This is a genomic window from Roseburia sp., from assembly GCF_041325975.1.
GTDB lineage: Bacteria > Bacillota > Clostridia > Lachnospirales > Lachnospiraceae > Roseburia > Roseburia rectibacter.
Genome location: NZ_JBGLEJ010000004.1, coordinates 68,545 through 87,332, shown reverse-complemented (window position 1 = coordinate 87,332; position 18,788 = coordinate 68,545). Strand labels below are relative to the sequence as shown.

The 18,788-nt window shown below is 37.1% G+C and carries 24 protein-coding genes and 1 pseudogene; 23 read left to right on the top strand and 2 right to left on the bottom strand.

Annotated features, from left to right (window positions below; genetic code table 11):
• Positions 1 to 42: 42 nt before the first annotated feature.
• The 4 genes from fliB (at position 43) to ACDD58_RS03785 (ending at position 2,442) form a co-directional block, all read left to right on the top strand.
• Complete coding sequence (gene fliB / locus ACDD58_RS03800; RefSeq protein ID WP_370775903.1) at positions 43 to 1,311, top strand: flagellin lysine-N-methylase; 1,269 nt, start codon at positions 43 to 45, stop codon at positions 1,309 to 1,311.
• Positions 1,312 to 1,370: 59 nt separating this feature from the next.
• Positions 1,371 to 1,604, top strand: coding sequence for a hypothetical protein (locus tag ACDD58_RS03795; protein WP_117922201.1), 234 nt, complete (start codon positions 1,371 to 1,373; stop codon positions 1,602 to 1,604).
• Positions 1,585 to 1,899, top strand: a complete 315-nt coding sequence (locus ACDD58_RS03790) for a YbjQ family protein (protein ID WP_117922200.1) — start codon at positions 1,585 to 1,587, stop codon at positions 1,897 to 1,899. Before ACDD58_RS03795 ends, ACDD58_RS03790 begins: the two co-directional genes overlap by 20 nt.
• 105 nt (positions 1,900 to 2,004) lie before the next feature.
• Positions 2,005 to 2,442, top strand: coding sequence for a cupin domain-containing protein (locus tag ACDD58_RS03785; RefSeq protein ID WP_370775900.1), 438 nt, complete (start codon positions 2,005 to 2,007; stop codon positions 2,440 to 2,442).
• A gap of 103 nt (positions 2,443 to 2,545) precedes the next feature.
• Here the strand turns inward: ACDD58_RS03785 and ACDD58_RS03780 are convergent, their stop codons facing one another.
• Entirely contained in the window at positions 2,546 to 2,845 is a 300-nt protein-coding gene (locus ACDD58_RS03780; protein WP_370777489.1) for a hypothetical protein, read from the bottom strand.
• 547 nt (positions 2,846 to 3,392) lie between these two features.
• On the opposite strand from ACDD58_RS03780, the gene ACDD58_RS03775 reads away from it, so the two are divergent.
• From ACDD58_RS03775 to ACDD58_RS03740, 8 genes and pseudogenes are all read left to right on the top strand, one after another.
• Positions 3,393 to 3,611, top strand: a complete 219-nt coding sequence (locus ACDD58_RS03775; RefSeq protein ID WP_117922197.1) for an aspartate dehydrogenase — start codon at positions 3,393 to 3,395, stop codon at positions 3,609 to 3,611.
• Positions 3,612 to 3,613: 2 nt separating this feature from the next.
• Positions 3,614 to 3,955, top strand: coding sequence for an arsenate reductase family protein (locus ACDD58_RS03770; RefSeq protein ID WP_370775899.1), 342 nt, complete (start codon positions 3,614 to 3,616; stop codon positions 3,953 to 3,955).
• Positions 3,955 to 4,365, top strand: coding sequence for a peptide deformylase (locus tag ACDD58_RS03765; RefSeq protein ID WP_370775896.1), 411 nt, complete (start codon positions 3,955 to 3,957; stop codon positions 4,363 to 4,365). Before ACDD58_RS03770 ends, ACDD58_RS03765 begins: the two co-directional genes overlap by 1 nt.
• A 39-nt stretch (positions 4,366 to 4,404) precedes the next feature.
• Positions 4,405 to 4,923, top strand: coding sequence for a hypothetical protein (locus tag ACDD58_RS03760; protein WP_118210465.1), 519 nt, complete (start codon positions 4,405 to 4,407; stop codon positions 4,921 to 4,923).
• Positions 4,924 to 4,983: 60 nt separating this feature from the next.
• Complete coding sequence (locus ACDD58_RS03755; protein WP_118210466.1) at positions 4,984 to 6,696, top strand: ATP-binding protein; 1,713 nt, start codon at positions 4,984 to 4,986, stop codon at positions 6,694 to 6,696.
• 320 nt (positions 6,697 to 7,016) lie between these two features.
• On the top strand, positions 7,017 to 8,717 hold the full coding sequence (locus tag ACDD58_RS03750; protein WP_118210467.1) for a LuxR C-terminal-related transcriptional regulator: 1,701 nt from the start codon (positions 7,017 to 7,019) through the stop codon (positions 8,715 to 8,717).
• 75 nt (positions 8,718 to 8,792) lie between these two features.
• Positions 8,793 to 9,152 (top strand): annotated as a pseudogene (locus tag ACDD58_RS03745) (DUF6017 domain-containing protein); the annotation flags it as partial.
• The gene (locus ACDD58_RS03740) at positions 9,133 to 9,498 is read left to right on the top strand and encodes a DUF6050 family protein (protein ID WP_118210468.1); all 366 of its coding nucleotides are present in this window, start codon (positions 9,133 to 9,135) and stop codon (positions 9,496 to 9,498) included. The pseudogene ACDD58_RS03745 and the gene ACDD58_RS03740, both read left to right, overlap by 20 nt.
• Before the next feature lie 9 nt (positions 9,499 to 9,507).
• Here the strand turns inward: ACDD58_RS03740 and ACDD58_RS03735 are convergent, their stop codons facing one another.
• Positions 9,508 to 9,714 carry a helix-turn-helix transcriptional regulator gene (locus tag ACDD58_RS03735; protein ID WP_035779437.1) on the bottom strand — a complete coding sequence of 69 codons (207 nt, stop codon included), beginning with the start codon at positions 9,712 to 9,714 and terminating at the stop codon, positions 9,508 to 9,510.
• 165 nt (positions 9,715 to 9,879) lie between these two features.
• Between ACDD58_RS03735 and ACDD58_RS03730 the strand changes: the two genes are divergently transcribed.
• The 11 genes from ACDD58_RS03730 to ACDD58_RS03680 all read left to right on the top strand — a co-directional run bounded on the left by ACDD58_RS03730 (position 9,880) and on the right by ACDD58_RS03680 (position 18,786).
• Complete coding sequence (locus tag ACDD58_RS03730) at positions 9,880 to 10,245, top strand: hypothetical protein (protein ID WP_118210469.1); 366 nt, start codon at positions 9,880 to 9,882, stop codon at positions 10,243 to 10,245.
• Positions 10,246 to 10,345: 100 nt separating this feature from the next.
• Positions 10,346 to 10,786 carry a hypothetical protein gene (locus ACDD58_RS03725; protein ID WP_330414668.1) on the top strand — a complete coding sequence of 147 codons (441 nt, stop codon included), beginning with the start codon at positions 10,346 to 10,348 and terminating at the stop codon, positions 10,784 to 10,786.
• A 6-nt stretch (positions 10,787 to 10,792) separates the two neighbouring features.
• Positions 10,793 to 11,014, top strand: a complete 222-nt coding sequence (locus tag ACDD58_RS03720) for a hypothetical protein (protein ID WP_330414669.1) — start codon at positions 10,793 to 10,795, stop codon at positions 11,012 to 11,014.
• A 97-nt stretch (positions 11,015 to 11,111) separates the two neighbouring features.
• Complete coding sequence (locus tag ACDD58_RS03715) at positions 11,112 to 11,606, top strand: hypothetical protein (protein WP_118210470.1); 495 nt, start codon at positions 11,112 to 11,114, stop codon at positions 11,604 to 11,606.
• An 18-nt stretch (positions 11,607 to 11,624) separates the two neighbouring features.
• Positions 11,625 to 12,545, top strand: a complete 921-nt coding sequence (locus ACDD58_RS03710; RefSeq protein ID WP_118210471.1) for a hypothetical protein — start codon at positions 11,625 to 11,627, stop codon at positions 12,543 to 12,545.
• Positions 12,546 to 12,701: 156 nt separating this feature from the next.
• Entirely contained in the window at positions 12,702 to 13,505 is an 804-nt protein-coding gene (locus ACDD58_RS03705) for a hypothetical protein (RefSeq protein ID WP_118210472.1), read from the top strand.
• Positions 13,506 to 13,725: 220 nt separating this feature from the next.
• A complete protein-coding gene (locus ACDD58_RS03700; RefSeq protein ID WP_118210473.1) occupies positions 13,726 to 14,202 on the top strand; it encodes a PcfB family protein in 477 nt (158 codons plus the stop codon).
• Entirely contained in the window at positions 14,199 to 15,179 is a 981-nt protein-coding gene (locus ACDD58_RS03695; protein ID WP_370775888.1) for a helicase, read from the top strand. Before ACDD58_RS03700 ends, ACDD58_RS03695 begins: the two co-directional genes overlap by 4 nt.
• Positions 15,170 to 15,331 (top strand): hypothetical protein, encoded by a 162-nt coding sequence (locus tag ACDD58_RS03690; protein WP_370775885.1) that lies wholly within the window; start codon positions 15,170 to 15,172, stop codon positions 15,329 to 15,331. Before ACDD58_RS03695 ends, ACDD58_RS03690 begins: the two co-directional genes overlap by 10 nt.
• Positions 15,332 to 15,428: 97 nt before the next feature.
• On the top strand, positions 15,429 to 16,808 hold the full coding sequence (locus ACDD58_RS03685; protein WP_370775882.1) for an RNA-binding domain-containing protein: 1,380 nt from the start codon (positions 15,429 to 15,431) through the stop codon (positions 16,806 to 16,808).
• A gap of 67 nt (positions 16,809 to 16,875) precedes the next feature.
• Complete coding sequence (locus tag ACDD58_RS03680) at positions 16,876 to 18,786, top strand: ATP-dependent endonuclease (RefSeq protein ID WP_118210475.1); 1,911 nt, start codon at positions 16,876 to 16,878, stop codon at positions 18,784 to 18,786.
• The last annotated feature ends 2 nt before the right edge of the window (positions 18,787 to 18,788 follow it).

Here is an 18,788-nt window from a genome sequence, read left to right as displayed (position 1 = left end):
CTGGAAATGGCATTTTATATTTTAAGAAGGGAGATGTGGAAAATGCAGCCAGATTATTATAAGGAGTTTACCTGTATTGCAGATCAGTGCAGCTTTACATGCTGCAGGGAGTGGAAGATCGGGGTGGATGATGTTACTTTTAAAAAGTGGAAACATACATGTATACCGGACGGGATGTATGAGGAAAGCCTGATCAGGCAGAATGTGGCTGATTGCAGCAATGGCGGAAACAGAGAAAGCTGCGTGCAGAAAAGACAGGATCTGAACACAAAGGAAAAAAAGCTGCAACTGAGTGAGTATGTGATAAAAAAGGATGGAAGCAGAGTTATAGGGTTAAATGAAGAGAAAAACTGTCCGTTTTTAAATGAAAAAAAATTGTGCAGATTAGTCCTTGCCTATGGGGATGAGATACTTTCACAGACTTGTCAGATTTTTCCAAGGGAGCTTCATACATTTAATGAAGATGTTACGGAATATTCCCTGATGCCGTCCTGTCCGGCGGTCGTTGATCTGTTATGGAAAAGAAATCATATTTCTTTTTCCGGGGAAATGGATGCATCTGCCTACCGGGGACTTGCTCCGCTTGTGAACTTACGTGCATTTCTGATGAAGCTGATGGAAGATGATGCACATACGCCGGAACATGATCTGATGAAGATTTTTTATGTACTGCTTGATCTATACGAACGGGTGGAAAAGGAGCCGGTAAATGATGCGGTAAAATCGTATCCGGACGGATTTCTCGAAGAACTTTCAAAGACTATCGATGACATTGAGCAGAACCCGCAGTATTCCATTGAGGAGCGCAACGAATTATTCCTTGATCTTGCAGAAAATTACCGCAGGGAAGGGCTGTATGAAAAATACTTAGAGCCAGTGGCACAGCTTGCAGAACAGTTGTCGGAACAGGGAATCAAGGAGGAGGTTGTAAAAGAATGGCAGGAGTTTGAAGTACTTTTTTTGAAATACCAGCCTCTGATGCGCCGATTTCTTTTGATGGAATTATATGCGGACAGTTTAAAACCGGAGGGCAATATAGAAGAGATGGTCGTGCAGGTGCAGTGGATCGCCATGGAATATGCCACGATCCGGCATGCAGTTTTTTTGTACTGGCTGCTTGGCATGGAAAATAAGTTTTCGAATGGTAAATCTATTTCACAGGAAGCTCTTGCTTATGAGAATCTACGTGAGTATATCGTTGTGATTTCCCGCATGATGGGATATGAGGAAGAGGATATTTATGAATATCTGGAAAACAGCTTTGAGGATATCATCTGGGACTGGGGATATTTTGCGTTGATTTGTGGTTGACATCTGCTGTTAAATGTATTATTGTATTAATCAGATAATACACAAAGGAGGCTGGAGTTATGAAGAAAGAACATTGCAGTAAAATGATAGCTCCGATTATTATTGCGATTATTCTGATCGTGTATTACGTTGCAATTGCTGCCGCATTTGTGCTGATCCCGGATATTGCAGTCATAGTAAAAATACTTATGATAATCATTCCGCTGGCATTGGCAGGAGTAGCATTTGCGGTAACTGTAGAACGTGTGAATGAGATAAGGAGTGGAGAAGAAGATGATCTTAGTAAATACTGATTATATCAGCGGCAAAAATTTAGAAATGCTCGGTCTGGTAAAGGGAAGCACGATCCAGAGCAAGAATATTGGAAAAGATATTACACAGAGTTTCAAAACATTAGTTGGTGGGGAATTAAAGGCATATAATGAAATGATGAATGAGGCAAGAGCCCTTGCCACTAAACGTATGGTGGAAGAAGCAGAAAGTCTTGGTGCGGATGCGGTTGTAAATATCCGCTATGCATCTTCTGCAGTTATGCAGGGAGCCGCGGAAGTTATTGCATATGGTACGGCTGTAAAATTTGTAAATTAGTAAAAAATTCTTGACTTGTAGTCCACTTCAGGTTGTAGAATTTATAAGTACTTCCGGTGGGGAAGCAAGTGATAAAATTCGTCGACGGAAAGGAGTAATTTTATTATGAAGACTACAAGTAAAGAAGAATTTGAAAAACAGAACATATTTGGAACAGGAGCGGAGAATACAGGATTTGCACAGTATTTTATCGGTAATTCTTATCTGAATCCATTGACAGATCCAAAGAACTGTGCAGTATTTATGGCAAATGTTACGTTTGAGCCGGGTTGCCGCAATAACTGGCATATTCATCATGCGACAAAAGGTGGCGGACAGCTTTTGATCTGTACAGCAGGTGAGGGATGGTACCAGGAAGAGGGAAAAGAGCCGGTCAGCCTGACACAGGGTACGGTGATCACTATTCCTGCAGAGGTAAAGCACTGGCATGGAGCGAAAAAAGATAGCTGGTTTTCCCATATTGCAGTGGAAGTTCCTGGAGAAAACTGCAAAAACGAATGGTGCGAACCGGTATCTGATGAAGTATACGATAAACTGAAATAAAATAATAGAAAAAAGGGGCTGTAAAATAAGCCCGTAGATAAAGAAACGTCCGGCGGGAGCGTCCAAAAGTTTGTGTAAACCTTCAAACTGATGTAAGATAAAATTACTCAGTTTGGAGGTTATTTTTATGGCAAGAAGAAAAGACAGCCCGTAAAAAGCAGCAATGAGAAAAATGATGCGTGATTATCTGAAAAATAATGATTGCCTGATGGACTGTACTCTTCCTGTATGATTTCTTACCCGTTGTTTCTGCTGCTTTTGCTCCAGCAATCTTAGGACCACGTTCTACTGTATAGATGTTACTGCCCTTTATCCTCGCTCCTTTTGGCTCATGAGAATGAATCTTGGCTTTCTCCTTTGTGAGAATGACCATAGGCTTGTCATCCACTTTTTTTATCTTCAATGTTCTCACCTTCTTTCAGAAAATTTCTGATTAAATCTTTATAAACTCGTTGCATAATTTGCTTCGTCTGTGTATACTATAGTTAGTAGATGGGCTATATGCCTATCATGTGGACTGACACATAAAATCCGAAATTCTTTCCGGACTTCGGGTGCCGGACAGTTGGCTGGCAACGGAAAAACCAGTTTGCTTATCGAACTTCGGGTGCCGATCAGTTGGCGGACAACAGAAAAATCAGTCATTAAAGGAAGGTGTCATCTGCTACGGCAGACGAACCTTCCTTTTAAATTTGCCAAAATACCATTTAGATATAAGGGACTTAATGTTTATGACTAAGAAACAGGCTATTGCCATCATCACCAAGTGTGCAAAACAATACCAGCAGTATTTAGAAGGTAATCAGGTTGTTTTTGTCTATCGTGACGAAAACAATAAGTCAAGAATCATATTAAGAAACCGAAGAAGCGGACAAGTGAAGATGATGAACGATTTGCACAGTCATTTGAGAAGCTTGTGCTGATGGCACAGGCGAGAGAAGGTGAGCAGGATGGGACTGTTTAAGAAGAAAAGTGTGGTTCAGTCTTATGACAAGGAAAATAAGAAGCCTGTAATCAAAGCCAGCATTTGTAATGGCGAGCAGGTTGCAGGTTTTAAGGATATACAAACAGGTAAGATTGAAGAGGTTATGCTGATAAAAAGTCCGGCAGACCTTGAAAGTTTTAAGGCTATGTATGGAATAGATGAAGAGATAGTAAAGGAATACTGATTATGAATATACAGATATTTGGCACTAAGAAATGTAATGATACTAAGAAGGCTGAGCGTTTTTTTAAGGAGCGTGGCATCAAGTATCAGTACATTGACATGAAAGAAAAAGGAATGAGCAAAGGTGAATTTAACTCTGTTGCACAGGTAAATGGTGGTCTGGAGAATATGATCAACTGGGATGGCAAAGACAAGGATTTGCTTGCACTTATCAAACATACTACGGATGAAGATAAGCTGGAAAAAGTGCTTGAGAATCCGCAGGTAATTAAAACTCCGGCAGTAAGGAATGGAAAGCAGTCGACATTAGGTTATCAGCCGGATATCTGGAAAGGATGGAACTAATGGTAAAGAAAATAGTAAAAGACCCATTGTTTCTTGCACAGAAGTCGGTGGATGCAACAGAGGCAGATAAGCAGGTGGTAACAGATCTGATTGATACACTTAGAGCCAATCTTGACCATTGCGTAGGCATGGCTGCAAACATGATAGGTGTTAAGAAGAATATTATTGTTGTGGCAGCAGGACCATTTCAATTTGCAATGATTAATCCGGTGATTACAAAGAAGTCCGGAGCTTATCAGACAGAGGAAGGTTGTCTTTCATTGGAAGGCGTTCGTACATGCACCAGATATCAGGAGATTGAGGTGGATTACCTTGATCAGAGCTTTAAAAAGCAGCATGGGAAATATTCCGGCTGGACGGCACAGATAATTCAGCATGAGATTGACCATTGTAATGGTATTGTGATATAAAATGCTGTTTATTATTTATGGTTGCGTGAGGATATTTCAATGGGCAGAATAGATAGAAGCTATCAAGATTTAAAGCAAAAACAGAAGAGTGCTATCGCTGATAAAACTTATAGCATGTATATAAGATTTTATCTTGAGAATCATAGAATGCCAAATGCTTTCGAAAAGAGCAGTATTTGCAGAAAACTATATGCAACAGTACAAGCACTTGCTCCTAAAACAGAGTATGAAGAATTTTGCAGAATTGTAGATAAGCGAGAAGCAGGCTATGAGGAGCGTATATTACGGGATATTCAGAATGGTATTACTCTTGAAAAACTGAATATGAAAAAGAGAAAGAAAACCCCAGAGGAAACCAAGGAAGCTGTTTTGAAAATGAAAAGAAAACAGCGGAGAGCAAAAAGGCAGTCTATGAAGAAACATGCAGTAGAAAATAATACTTGTCAGGATGACACATTTTTCTATATTGCAGGATATACTTCTGGTGGAGCACCATATGGAGTAGCATGGCACGAAATGGGACTGGAACCCTGGCAGGCTTTAGAAGAGGAGCAATAAGATGTATATAATAAAAACTATTTGCAGGCTGACAGTATAAATTTGAAGGAAGGTGAGCAAGTGAAATTTTTTGACTATGATAAAAATATAAATAATGTTGAATACTATGAGATATTAGAGGATTTAATGGAGCGCTGGGAGCATGAAATTGTAGAATTCAAAGAGGCAAAAGGTGGCTATGATACAGATAAAATTGGACGTTACTTTTCGGCAATTAGCAATGAAGCGAATCTTAGAAATCAGCAGTATGGCTGGCTTGTATTTGGCGTAAGTGAAAAGGATAAGGTTAAACATGTTGTAGGAACTGCTTATAAGAAAGGTGATAAAAGTATTCTTGAAAAATTCAAATATGAAATTGCAAGAGACACAACTAATGGTATGACATTCTACGATATTATTGAGTTGTTGCCAATTGTAAATGGAAAAGAACTGCGTGTGTTGATGTTTAAGATACCTGCTGCAGCAACAGGTATCCCAACAGATTGGAAGACAAATTACTACGAAAGATCTGGAGAAAGTCTTGTACCTCTAAAGCAGTATAAGATTGATGCAATCAGGTCGCAAGAAAGAAAAGACTGGTCTAAACAGATTATAGAAGGTGCAACTATCGATAATCTGGACCAAGGTGCGATTCTGTTGGCTCGTGAAAAGTACAAGGAAAAGATGGCACAAGAACCAATTTCTAAAGAAGTTGACGGTATGTCAGATGAACAGTTTTTGACGAAGATGAAGCTGTTAATAGGTGGCAAGGTTACAAATGCTGCAATGCTTTTGTTGGGAAATTCTGATTTTGACTATTTATTCACAGCCGCTCCAAGTATTATGTGGCGTCTCTATGGTGCGGATGGAACAGACAAGGATTATGCTATTTTTAAGATTCCGTTTATCAATGTTGTTGATAAGGTATTTGCAAAGGTAAGAAATCTGACATATCGGTATATGCCAAATCAAATGACATTATTTCCTATGGAAACAGAACAGTATGATAGTTGGTTGATGAGAGAGCTTTTAAATAACAGTATTGCTCATTCAAATTACCAATTAGGCGGTAGAATTTATGTAAACGAATTTGATGACAAAATTAAGATTACTAATCCGGGAGATTTTATTCCACAGAGAATAGAGAATGTTTTGGAAGTTAGCTACAATCCACCGTTTTATCGTAATCAGTTGCTGGCAGAAGCAATGGTAGCTTTTCATATGATTGATACTGCTACACTTGGAATTAGACGAGCTTACAATATTCAGAAGGCGAAGTATTTTCCGATGCCAGACTATGATTTTTCATCTGGTGTTCAAGTGGATGTAACAGTTTATGGCAAGACTTTGGATGATAATTATATGCATATTTTATATGATCATCCAGAACTGAATTTGCAAGATGCATTTTTACTTGATAAAGTGCAAAAAGGTATTCAGATTGAGAAGAAAGATGCTGATAGGTTACGAGCATTAAAGCTTGTAGAGGGCAGACTTGGAAGCTTATATTTGTCTGCATCAGCTGCAAAAAGCATAGAGGATCAAGCAGGTTATATTAAAAACAAAGGATTAGATGATCAGTATTATAAGACATTGATTATTGAGTATCTAAAACAATATACAAAGGCAAACAGAAAAGAAATTGATAGATTATTATGGGACAAGTTGCCAGACTCGTTGTCAGAGGTTCAGAAGAAGAATAAGATTCATAATTTGCTTACATCAATGAAAAACAAAAATATTATCGAAAAAGACAGCGACAATCAACAGAAATCAAACTGGGTATTAAAGTAGAGCTCGGTTTAGTTTGGATGTAATTTAACCAAGATTAACCAAGAAAAACCTAAATTAAAAAGAAATTAGGATGACCTCTTGGTTTGATCTCGGTTGAAAATTGTTTTTAACCGAGACTCTAACTGAGATTTAACCGATGTTACTATTGAGATGGCACAAAATAATTATTGCAAATGATGTAATTGATATTGATTTGGTAATGTGAGCGAATGGGCATAGACTTTATTTAGTAGTATATGCCCAAAATTTAAAACACAAATACTAGGTTGACACTAAAAAGAACCGCATATATACTATATCTAAGATATGGAGGTGCTCATATGGTTCAAGATGAAAAATTATATCAAAAAGTAATTGCAGACTATAGGATTACCAATTCTGTAAAGAAAACCGCACAAAATGTGGGGACTTCGCTTGTAAGAGCTCAGAGGATACTGATAACTGAGGGACTATGGAGTAGTCATACATCTGAACAAGTCGGAGAACTATTTCGGAAAGGGATGACTACATCAGAGATTGCAAAGCAGTTAGTGATATCAGAGAAAACAGTCCAAGCATATCTGCCATATACACGAACGGAAACTGGTTATGGAGAATGTCGGTCATATAATTCAAAAAAAAGTGAAGATTATCGAAGACGTATGTATATAGCGGCAGACAGTCAAGTTTCCAATAAATTCGATGAAATAGTCAGACAGAGTAAACAGCATGATGAGCCTGCTGGGACAATAAGGGTTATGACAGAGCATGAACTTTTACAGGTGCAAAAGAAATTAGATGGAGAAAGAATAAAGAAAAAGGAGAGTGAAGAAATGTCAGATCAGAAGTATTCTGTATTAAAATTATGTCTTTCCCTGAATCTGGAGGAAACAGATGTTAAAGACAGAGTTGTTCTTAATAGATATGGAAAAGTAAAGCAAGGTATTATTAGGGAGATACTTGTCCCGGCTGATATTACATTACATGCACTGCATTATGTGATTCAGCGTGCTTTTGGATGGCAGAACAGTCATCTACATCAGTATCTTTTGCCAGAAGAAGTTTTTCAGAAGATGACTGGTGGAAAGAATAGACCGGATGAATATGGAAGAACTCTATATGATGGGAAACTAACGGATTGGATAGATTTGTGTGGTGTGTATTTTCGCTTTCCATGCGATGATTATGAAGATATCTATTGGGATGATGATTATAAGCAAGGAGTCAGTATCAAGACATGGTTTCGCAAGAAATATACAGCACCTTATTCCTACGGTGGTAAGTGGGAACATTATGCATTTGCAAATGCTACAGCAAAAAGTTTAATTACAGAAAATCCGGTAATTAGAGTTACTCCATCTTTTGATGAATGGATGGAAATGAAAAAGAATGGAATTTATGTTTCTAAGCAGAAAGATAAAATGATTCCTGTGACGGATGCAACGATTGAACAGGTTGGACTGGGATTTGAGAGCAGAATGGACGAACTTCTGGAGCGATTGAAGGTAACTGAGGTCTTGGCTGCTAAAGATGAAAAAGTTCCAGATGATATTAGAGCAGCAGTACAGTTTGTTGCAAAAAGACTAGCAAAGGTGAACGAGGAAATCGAAGTAACACCAATTACAAAATCTCTAAAATATAATTATGATTATGGAGATGGATGGGAAGTTGATATTGTCATGGAGGAAAAATATTATACAAAGAATCGTTTAGACACAGCATTTGAGGGAAATGTAGACGGCTTTGTAGTAGTTCCTAATGAGGAAGGTCTTATAGAGAAAGCCAGAGCGTATGATATGAGTGATCATCTCCAAGATGAACTGTTATCAAAGATTATTCAAACAGTGGAGATAAAAGGAAAACCAATATGCATATTTGCAGATGGCCTCCCTGTTATGGATGATGTCGGTGGAGTACACGGGTATATTGATTTCTTAATGACAAGCAGACTGGGAAATCAGGAAGAAAGAGATGAAATAAGAGACTGGGCAAGTGGAATGGGTTGGACAGGACGCATGTATAAGCCTGAAAATATATTATAAAAATAATGGCACTAGAGAAACTTTCCTCTTACAGCTAATGTTGAAAGGTAAGCGATGAATAATCGGTTAGTATGGATTAAGGATAACATCGAATATGAGCATCACATGAAGTACGATGACTGGCAGAACAAGGCTTTGTATGAGGAGCTTTTTGAGGTTATCTGTGAGGTTGTATGCGTAAAGCGTACAACAATCCGGATTGCAGGAGAGGATTATCCTTATGAGCTTGTAAAATCTAAATTCCTGAAGCTGAACAGTGGACATCTGGAGTATGTGATTGGCTGTATGCATGATACAAATACGAAAATAACCAATATCAAGGCATATATGGTTACTGCTCTTTATAATGCACCCTCAACGATAAACCATTATTATCAGCAGGAAGTGCAGCACGATATGTATGGAGGTGGCTGGCATGAAAAAGGCATTGTTTAAAATAATTATTCCGCTGTGTGTTCTTGTTCTGTGGATGATTACCTGTTATCCGGTTTGCAATAAAGCTGATGGGTTTGATTATTTTCTTTATTGGATTTTGGTAGGATGTCCCTATGGTATCAGAAAAATGTGTTTGTTTCTTGTGCCGAAGAACTTTGGAATTGCAGGAAGTATGGGAATACTGGCACTGAATTGTATCGTTGGAGGTCTGATTGGTGGTATTATTGTTGTTGTTGTGAGGATTATCGTTATATTTACGGAGATAATAAAAGTAATAGCAGGACACAATGTCCAAAGGTGTAAAAGAAAAAAGGGCAACAAAAAAGGCATTGTCAATCAATCATAAACAATACCTCTACTTGTCATCTGGAACATATTCCATAATATCTTCAATCCGGCAGTCAAGTATCTGACATAGCCTGTTCAGAATAATGGTCTTTACTACCATATTTTGCCGGAGCCGCTGAAGCTGTGCTTTGTCAATGCCATAATCTTTAATGAGTTGGTACTGACTGATGTTTTTAGCCTTGAGCGTTTGCCAAAGGGGATCGTATTTAATCATATAGGCAACTCCTTTCCTACCTTGTATTTTAATGGCAGGAAACTTATAATAATATGGTGCGTGTATGCACCATAAGATATGCAAATGGTAAAGACGATAATGATTTTTTCTGAAGAATGAGGAAATAGATGCAGGTAGTGTGGTTTTGAAACAGGAGGATGGTTAATTGTGAAAGAAAAATACATTACAGACGATGAAAGGGAGAAATGCAGAAAAGTTGCAGATGCTTTTGCAGAGCTGTATGAGATTGAAAATATACTTGTCGTGGATGCGGGAAGATACGGTTTTGTCAAGTTACAGTATTATAGACCGCCACAGGGTTTTGAAGATGCAATTACCTTTACGGATAGTCGGAGCATGTTTGAAAACATGTGGGAGGAATGGCTTGACACGCAGCTTTTTCTTCTGGCAAAAGGAACACCGATGGCAGGAATGGGATATCATGAGATATTCCGGTGTCTGCCAAAGGAGAAACAAGAGGAACTTATGAATAGAAAAACCGGATTTGCAAAAACGGCAGGAATAGAATAATCAGGTAACAGCGTTAGGGCAGTTATGAGTGAAATACTTGTAGCTGCTTTTTTTGTGCTTTTGGACACGATGTCCAGAAGCGGGAAGGAGAGATATATAGATGGAATCAATGAGAGATATTAACAGGGTAATGGAGCGTGAGATAGCGAAGGGGAGTTGCCCTTTGAAACTGGATCATATTGAATTTGGGAATTATTCGTATCAAGAGATTACGTCAAGAGAGAAATTGATGGAGGTGCTATCGTATTTGTTGCGGATAGGTGATTTCAAGCAGTATGCCGGAAAGACTATCCTAAATAATGTTTATATGGACCTTCGAGGGAAAAAGCCTATATTCAAGCGAACTAGGACAGCAATAGAAAGAAATAATATATTTGCAACAATCAAAAGGTGTGCAAAAAAGCTAAAGCCGGAGTATAATGGAGATGTATATCTGGAAACGGTCAGATGTTATTTCGACATACCGCAAGAAAATCTGGAAAAGTGCCGATATACATATCAGGGGAACGAAACATACGCCTTTCTGATGTCGGACAAGTAGTATATCATGGCATTGTATACGCATTGTCTCGTGGCAAGAAAAGAAGCTGCTATGCAGGGAATACAGATTGAAGGCTTTACGGAAAAAGAGTATGGAATGGTAAAGTTGGAGAATGTGGGAGATGTTTTGTTTCAGACGTTGTTACTCGATGATTTAAAGTTTGAAAATGGAAAGATATATGTGGAGCTTTGCACATGCCTTTTAGTCAGATTTAGAGTGTCAAAATAAAAATTCCTGATGTATCAAAATAAATAAAAATATTGAGTTGAAAAGGCAAAAGTGGTCGTATATCAGAAGTAGAAGAATATATTGCAGGAGGAAAATGATGCTCGATTTTAGTAATTTTAAGGATTTAGTGGGTAAATATTCAGAGTGCGTAGAAGTATTTCGATTGCAAAAAGATTGGGAAAATGAGAAGGCGTTTCAAAAGCTGATTAGTTTAAGAACTATAATACCAAAAGAACTATATGCAATGTGCTTATATAAATTGTTTGTTACAGATACTGACGAAGTGCTAATGGATACCTTAATTGAAGCTTTTTCGGGAGTGGATAGGAAGGATATAATGTTTGAAGAAGATTTGATAAAATATGAGGCATTTCCTGATAAGATTACAATTTATCGTGGTAGTCAAGATCCTAATGAAGAAAAACCACGAATATCTTGGAGTTTATTGAAAAATGTAGCCAAGAATTTTGGCCCTGCGCATATGTTTCAAGCAACTATTTCAAAAGAGAATGTTATCGCTTATTTTTCAAAAAACGGAGATGAAGAGGAAATATTGGCAGTAGTAGGTGATAACTTTAAAAGAATTTATTAAGTGAGAAGGTGTTTAGAAATGAAATCATTGATTGTAGGAAATGGGCTGAATATAGAGTTTGGAGGACTAGGAGTATGTGGAAATAAAGCTATATTGGATCGTGTTCACAATAACATACAGGCAGGACGTTACACAGACATATTAAAAGAAACACCTGAAACATTGATGAAACTTTTCGATGGATATAGGAGTATAATCAATCAGGTGATAAAAGGAACTTGGAACATTTCTGAGAATGATGGTTATTTATTTCTGCTAATGGAAATGGAAAGAGTACGGGATTATTATAAAGCAAATCCGGCTTTTAATGAAATCGGTCTAGAAGACTATTTCCTCGGACATGAGCTTTCAAGTCATATACAAGATTTTTCTGGGAATAAGGAACAAGAACGACAGTTGATGCAGATGATTATATTAGATGCCATATATAATGAAGGGAAAATTAATGAGCTGTATAAGGTTTTCCCAGATAAATTAAAAAAATTTTTGATTAATTATGATGCGATTTTTACATTAAATTATGATACGAATTTGGATAGCTATCTTGAGGGAAGTGTTCCCATTTATCATATTCATGGAAGCTTTGATGACATAAGTGTTGGTCATGAAGATGAGCCAGAAGAATGGAAGCATATGTATTGCAATGGAATCATGACTTGGTATTGGGTTGAAAAATATGGTCAAGAGCATAGTGACATAAGATATGGCATAAAAGAATTTAGTCAAATTGAGGATAGGGTTGATATAATAGGATTGTCAGCTTGTAATGATGAGCAGTTGTTTGTTCAGTTGTCACAGAATGGAAAATTGAACAAATGCGATTTCTATTACTATGATTCAAATGATGCTGTTGAAATTAGAAAGCATTTGTGCGGGACACTACAGAATCATATTACAATTAAGAATGTTCGAAATTTTTGGCGAAAAATTAGAACATAACTAATAGTGTATAAAAATGGTTATATTTTACAAGATGAATTATAGCAAGAAAAAGGTGCTGTTGCAAGAAGAATGTACTTATTAACGATAGTCAAATATCTTGAATAACATTTTGGGGTCTTTAGAATAAGAAATGAATATGTGGAGGATAAATAGATGTATAGTGTACCAAATGGTTTTTCTAAATATTTAGTTATATTTGTAGATATATTAGGGAGTCAAAATAGAACAGACTTTCAAGAAACATATCATATAAATAAAATATTTCATGAAGAACTTGAAAAAAATAAAAAAAATGATATGGAACATACAGTATATTTTAGAAAGATATATTCTTTTTCAGATTGCGCATATATCTTTTACGGATTTAAAGATGGGATATCTAATGAACGTAAAGCTGAAGATGAATTATTCAAGGTAGCATTATGTAATTGCGAACCAATATTTTTGAGGTTTATCAAAGAAAGAATTCTATTTCGAGGAGGTATATCATATGGTAATGCTTATGTTGATCCAGATAAGAGCATGTTTTTTGGTGAGGCTGTAAATAAAGCATATCAGTTAGAATCGGAAATTGCAATACATCCTCGTATTGTTATAGAGGATACGATTGCTAAAGCGGTTTTAGATAATATATCATCAGTAAAGTATAAAATGGCAGGAACTAACCCCAATTATATATCTTTATTAGGAGCGGGAATAATGCCTAAGATGCCTGAAACAGGTGATGGCATTATAGAAAAAGATATTGATGGAAAATACATTTTTAATTATTTACATTTTCCAGAAAACAATATTATTTTGAATGATTATTATTTATCTTGTGAAGATTTCATAAGTGAACTAATAGATTATTGTATTGAGCAAATTAATAAAAATACAAAATACAAGATTATTGATAAATATTTTTATCTCCAAAGATTTTCTCAATCGAAACTGGACAATCTTTTAGGGGATTAAATGTAGAATAACATGTCGATTTCAGTTTTAATGTGAATCTTTAAAAACAGTACAGCGTCAGGGCAGTTATAAGTCGAGAGATTTGTAGCTGCCCTTTTTTTATTGCTTTTGGACACGATGTCCAGAAGCGGAAAGGAGAATTATGAGGTATTTATTACATCGGCTGTATGTTCCACCTTAGCGGAGCATACACACAGGAAGATGCAGATCGGAGGTACTTATGCAGGAGGAAGTAACACAGAAAACAATCGCTCTTGTAATTAAGACCGCTAAACTGGATGCCAACGTGCTGAAAGCTGCCATGCGGATGTATCTGAACCATCGCAGACAGAAAGCACAGAAAACGCATGGTAAAACTTCTGTGAAAAAGCTGGTTGGCGAGGGCGTGGGAGTTTCGTCTATCGAAGTGACGGATGGCAATATCAAATCCTTTGAGCGGGTAGCTCGTAAATACAATATTGATTTTGCCGTCAAGAAGGATAAGACAACAGACCCACCAAAATATGTGGTATTTTTCAAGGGCAGGGATGCCGATGCAGTAGCACAGGCATTCAAGGAATTTGTTTATGGTAATGAGAAACGAAAGGGCAGGACTTCCGTAAGGGAGAAACTGAAACGCTTAAAAGATGTGGTATCACAGAATAAGAACAGAGAACGGAGCCGGGAAAAGAATAAGGACAGAGGGCAGAGCCTTTGAGTAACATCATTGAAGGAATAACCAAGGATCTGAAAGCAATCCCCCAAAATCCAAAGGTCAAGATTTTCCGCTATGTGACGGAAGGAACCTTTGACAGTTATTCGTGGCAGCTCATTGAGAACAAGCAGAAATTCATCGGTCAGATCATGACAAGCAAATCTCCGGTACGTTCCTGTGAGGATGTGGATGAAGCAGCCCTTACTTATGCGGAGGTTAAGGCTCTGGCAACAGGAAATCCCTACATCAAGGAAAAGATGGACCTTGATATTCAGGTTTCAAAACTGAAACTTATGAAAGCAAACCATACCAGTCAGAAATACCGTCTGGAGGACAACATTGCAAAGCATTATCCTCAGCAGATTACAATTTTAAAGGAGCGTATCAGCGGGATGCAGGCGGATATTCAGACTGCAAAAGCAAATCTTCCAGTGGACAAAGAGCAGTTTTCCATGAAAGTTGGGGATACGCTCTATACAGATAAAAAAGAAGCCGGAACAGCCCTTGTGGAGATGTGCAAGGAAATAAAAACAGTCAATGCCCCTGCGGTCATTGGCGAATATGCAGGTTTTAAGATGGCAGTAACCTTTGATGCGTTCAATCACAAATTTGTAATGAACCTGAAAGAACAGCTTTCCCACAATCTGGAAGTCGGTTCAGACCCACTCGGTAATATCTCCCGTATTAACCATGCACTGGAGTCCATGCCAAAGCAGCTCATGGAAGCCCAGACAAAACTTGAAACGGTGGAGCATCAGCTTGAAACCGCAAAGGTGGAGGTGACCAAGCCTTTTGCACAGGAAGCGGAACTTGCAGAGAAGTTAGAGCGTCTGTCAGCATTGAATGCCCTGCTTAACATGGATGAAAAGGGAAATGACGGGATTGATATGGATGATGAGCCGGAAGCTCCAAAGAGCGAAAAGAGGTTGCAGACCGTCCGGCGAAGAATACACCGCTTGCAGAGAAAACAGTGGGTATAGGGCAGGATAAGAGCATCAGACAGTATGCAGATGTACCTGCAGAAAGAGTATCCATGAAGGCGAAGCTGGAGGTGATGAAAGCAAAGGTTGCAGGAGGAGATACAGAAAAGCCTATGCCACAAAAGGTAAAGGGAAAAGAAGAAACCTTATAAGAAAATCTGAAGTTTTTTTATTTTTATTCCCAACTTTATTCCCAACATGTTATAATTATTCTGGTTGGGAATAAAAGTTGGGTAAAGGAGCATACTAATGGATATTAAACAAATTGTTTTAGATTTATGTGCCTTAAGTGATGAACAGGAATGGTTTGAATTTAAGGAAAACTGGTTTCAGCCTGAGGCATTAGGCGAATATGTATCTGCTCTGTCAAATGCGGCGGCTTTTCATTATAAAAAATATGCGTATTTCATTTGGGGTGTAAATGATACAACCCATGAAATTGTAGGAACAACATTTAATCAGTATTGTGAATATAACAAGGAACCGTATCAGAATTATCTTGCGAGAAATCTGTCACCAAGCATAAATTTTAGTTTTGAAGAAACAGAAATTTATGGAAAGAGAGTCGTTGGTTTGGTAATTCCTGCGGCAACCGAGATTCCTACGGCATTTAAAGAAAAGAGGTTTTTAAGGATAGGATCATCAAAATGTAATATGAAAGATTACCCTAAGAGAGAAATTGAACTTTTCAAAATACTGGATGGAAGAACCGAAACGATAGAAACAGTACCGGCAAAATACCAGGAACTTACATTTCAAAAACTCTTTGGATATTACGGTTCCAAAGGTATTGTTCTAAATCAAAAGACGTTTATTAAGAATCTGGGGCTAAAAACAGAAGAAGGCGAGTTTAATATATTAGCGCAGCTTCTGTCGGATAATTCTCATTTTCCGCTTCGTGTATCTATTTTTGATGGAGAAACAAAAGGCTCTAATCTTTTCTCTGTACGTGAATTTGGAAATGACTGTTTATTATACAGTTTGGATGAGTTGTTGCGTTATGGAGATGTATTGAACCTGATTCAGGCGGATGAGACAGACAGGGTCGTTGAACGAAAGGAGGTTCCGTTATTTGATAACAAGGCATTTCGTGAGGCTGTCATTAATGCCGTCCTGCACAATAAATGGGTGGAAGGAAATGAACCTATGATTTCGGTATTTTCCGACAGAATAGAGATACTATCAAGGGGAACACTTGCTCCGGCACAGACCATGGAGGGATTTTTCTTAGGAGAATCAATCCCTGTAAATGAAAAATTATCCGAGATATTTCTTCAACTGCATATAAGTGAGAAATCTGGTCGAGGAGTCCCTAAAATTACGGAAATGTATGGAAAAGATGCATTTTCATTTAGGGAGAATTCCATTGTTGTTACTATCCCATTTGAGAGAATAAATAAGGTTGGGAATAAAGTTTGGAAAAAGGTTGGGGATAAGAAATCTTTAAATTCCAGAAGGCAAAAAATTATTTCAGAAATGAGGGACAACCCGAACATTACAACTGCAGAACTTCATAATATATTAGGGGTGAGTGAAACAGCAGTAGAAAACAATATATCATTTTTAAGAGAAAATGGGTATATAGAGCGGGTTGGTTCAAAAAAGGCAGGATACTGGAAAGTATTGTAAGTGTTGTAAAACTATAAAACGAAGATAAGGTGTAATCGGATAACAAAAGAAAGGATAGTTGAGGAATATGTATCTTTCATTGTTGCAAATAAAGAATTTTAGATGTTTTGATGGAAATGAGCATAGTATTACTTTCAAAAAAGGTTTAAATGTTCTTGTTGGAGAAAATGATTCTGGAAAATCAGCAATCATGGATGCAATAAAACTAGTTCTTGGAACTACAGATATGAACTGGTATAGAGTGGAGCAGGAAGATTTTTACAAAGAAGATGCAACATTAGAAATTAAAATTACATGTAAATTTGAGAAATTGAATGAAGATGAACGAGGGGCTTTTTTGGAATGCCTCTCATATGAAGATGAAAATAAAAAGATTCCATGTTTATATCTACATTGGACGTGCAGATATTTATCATCATTCAATCCGCCTCGCCCAGTGGTAAATGTCTCAACAGGAATAGAAGGAAACGGACCATCACCATCTGCAGAAGCAAGAGAATTGTTAAGAGCTACATACTTGCGTGCCTTGAGAGATGCATATAGTGAAATGCAGGCTGGAAGACATTCAAGACTATCACAAATTATGCAACATATTTCTGTTGTAGATCAAGGAGTTGATGAGTATGAGGAGGGAATTGATATTCATAATCTTTCCATAGCGGGAATAGCAGATCTTTCAAATACACTTTTAGCAAAACATCCAGCACTGGATTCAATTAACGAAGAAATGACGACAATACTGCAAGAAAAAATGCTTTTGAAAAAGGATAACATAAGAACAAGATTGGAAGTTACAGGGTCAAATTCTAATAAAATAAAAAAAGAGATGGCATTATTGGAGAAATTAGATCTTGCAGTAGATAAAGATGCCAGTGATATGTGCGGTAGAGTTGGACTTGGGACAAGTAATATTATGAGTATGGCATGTGAGTTACTATTACATAATGAGGCAATAGGAGATAATAAATCCTGTTTTTTATTGATTGAGGAACCAGAAGCACATATACATGCACAAAGACAATTAAAATTAATTCAATCTTTAGAAGAAGAATCTGAGAAAGGGAATAGACAGACTATAATTACTACACATTCGCCATTATTGGCTTCTGTTGTAAAATTATCGAACATTGTGATTGTGAAATCGGGTAAAGTATATTCTCTTGAGAAAGAGCAGACAAAATTGGATGAAGATGATTATCTTTATTTGGAAAAATACCTTGATGCAACTAAAGCAAATCTGTTTTTTGCAAGAAGTGTAATAATTGTAGAAGGTCCTGGAGAGGCATTGCTGTTACCTACATTATCCAAATTATTGGGATGTAATTTTACAGATTATGGTACTTCGCTTGTTGATGTTAGAAGTACCGGATTGAGAAGATATGCAAGGATATTTCAAAGAAAAGATGAGAATAAACAGTTGGATGTAAATGTTGCATGTGTTACAGATAGAGATATTATGCCCAATTGTGCTCCAAGAATTTGTATAGATGAAAAATATACAGATGATAAGGATACATGGCCAGAGAAAAGTAAACGTGCATGGCGAGCAGAGGCTGATTATTCAGTATTAGGAGCAGAAAACCATGTTAATGAGATAAAAGAAAAAGCAGATGGACAGAAAGTAAAAACATTTGTAGCCAATCATTGGACACTAGAATATGACTTAGCGTATATAGGGCTACAGGATGAAGAAATGAAGGAAATATTAATTGATTCTGTAATAAATGTAAGCTATGAAAAAAAGAATAGACCAAGTAAGAAGGATAAATTAATTGAAAAGATAAATGCTTATAAAACTAAAGAAGAAAGAGCAGCTTGCTTTTATAGTTTTTTTACTTCAAAAAAAGCATCAAAAGCTGATTTCGCACAAGAATTAGCGATTAATCTTGAAAAGAAATATATAAACAGAGCTGAAGACTTGAAAAAGGTATTACCGGATTATTTGATAAGTGCAATTATATATGTTACTAAGGGGTGAAT

What these genes read in the sequence shown, in the direction of transcription:
- fliB (WP_370775903.1), top strand. Translation starts at nt 43, where the DNA reads ATGCAGCCAGATTATTATAAGGAGTTTACCTGTATTGCAGATCAGTGC.
- ACDD58_RS03795 (WP_117922201.1), top strand. Translation starts at nt 1,371, where the DNA reads ATGAAGAAAGAACATTGCAGTAAAATGATAGCTCCGATTATTATTGCG.
- ACDD58_RS03790 (WP_117922200.1), top strand. Translation starts at nt 1,585, where the DNA reads ATGATCTTAGTAAATACTGATTATATCAGCGGCAAAAATTTAGAAATG.
- ACDD58_RS03785 (WP_370775900.1), top strand. Translation starts at nt 2,005, where the DNA reads ATGAAGACTACAAGTAAAGAAGAATTTGAAAAACAGAACATATTTGGA.
- ACDD58_RS03775 (WP_117922197.1), top strand. Translation starts at nt 3,393, where the DNA reads ATGGGACTGTTTAAGAAGAAAAGTGTGGTTCAGTCTTATGACAAGGAA.
- ACDD58_RS03770 (WP_370775899.1), top strand. Translation starts at nt 3,614, where the DNA reads ATGAATATACAGATATTTGGCACTAAGAAATGTAATGATACTAAGAAG.
- ACDD58_RS03765 (WP_370775896.1), top strand. Translation starts at nt 3,955, where the DNA reads ATGGTAAAGAAAATAGTAAAAGACCCATTGTTTCTTGCACAGAAGTCG.
- ACDD58_RS03760 (WP_118210465.1), top strand. Translation starts at nt 4,405, where the DNA reads ATGGGCAGAATAGATAGAAGCTATCAAGATTTAAAGCAAAAACAGAAG.
- ACDD58_RS03750 (WP_118210467.1), top strand. Translation starts at nt 7,017, where the DNA reads ATGGTTCAAGATGAAAAATTATATCAAAAAGTAATTGCAGACTATAGG.
- ACDD58_RS03740 (WP_118210468.1), top strand. Translation starts at nt 9,133, where the DNA reads ATGAAAAAGGCATTGTTTAAAATAATTATTCCGCTGTGTGTTCTTGTT.
- ACDD58_RS03735 (WP_035779437.1), bottom strand. Translation starts at nt 9,714, where the DNA reads ATGATTAAATACGATCCCCTTTGGCAAACGCTCAAGGCTAAAAACATC.
- ACDD58_RS03725 (WP_330414668.1), top strand. Translation starts at nt 10,346, where the DNA reads ATGGAATCAATGAGAGATATTAACAGGGTAATGGAGCGTGAGATAGCG.
- ACDD58_RS03720 (WP_330414669.1), top strand. Translation starts at nt 10,793, where the DNA reads ATGGCATTGTATACGCATTGTCTCGTGGCAAGAAAAGAAGCTGCTATG.
- ACDD58_RS03715 (WP_118210470.1), top strand. Translation starts at nt 11,112, where the DNA reads ATGCTCGATTTTAGTAATTTTAAGGATTTAGTGGGTAAATATTCAGAG.
- ACDD58_RS03710 (WP_118210471.1), top strand. Translation starts at nt 11,625, where the DNA reads ATGAAATCATTGATTGTAGGAAATGGGCTGAATATAGAGTTTGGAGGA.
- ACDD58_RS03705 (WP_118210472.1), top strand. Translation starts at nt 12,702, where the DNA reads ATGTATAGTGTACCAAATGGTTTTTCTAAATATTTAGTTATATTTGTA.
- ACDD58_RS03700 (WP_118210473.1), top strand. Translation starts at nt 13,726, where the DNA reads ATGCAGGAGGAAGTAACACAGAAAACAATCGCTCTTGTAATTAAGACC.
- ACDD58_RS03685 (WP_370775882.1), top strand. Translation starts at nt 15,429, where the DNA reads ATGGATATTAAACAAATTGTTTTAGATTTATGTGCCTTAAGTGATGAA.
- ACDD58_RS03680 (WP_118210475.1), top strand. Translation starts at nt 16,876, where the DNA reads ATGTATCTTTCATTGTTGCAAATAAAGAATTTTAGATGTTTTGATGGA.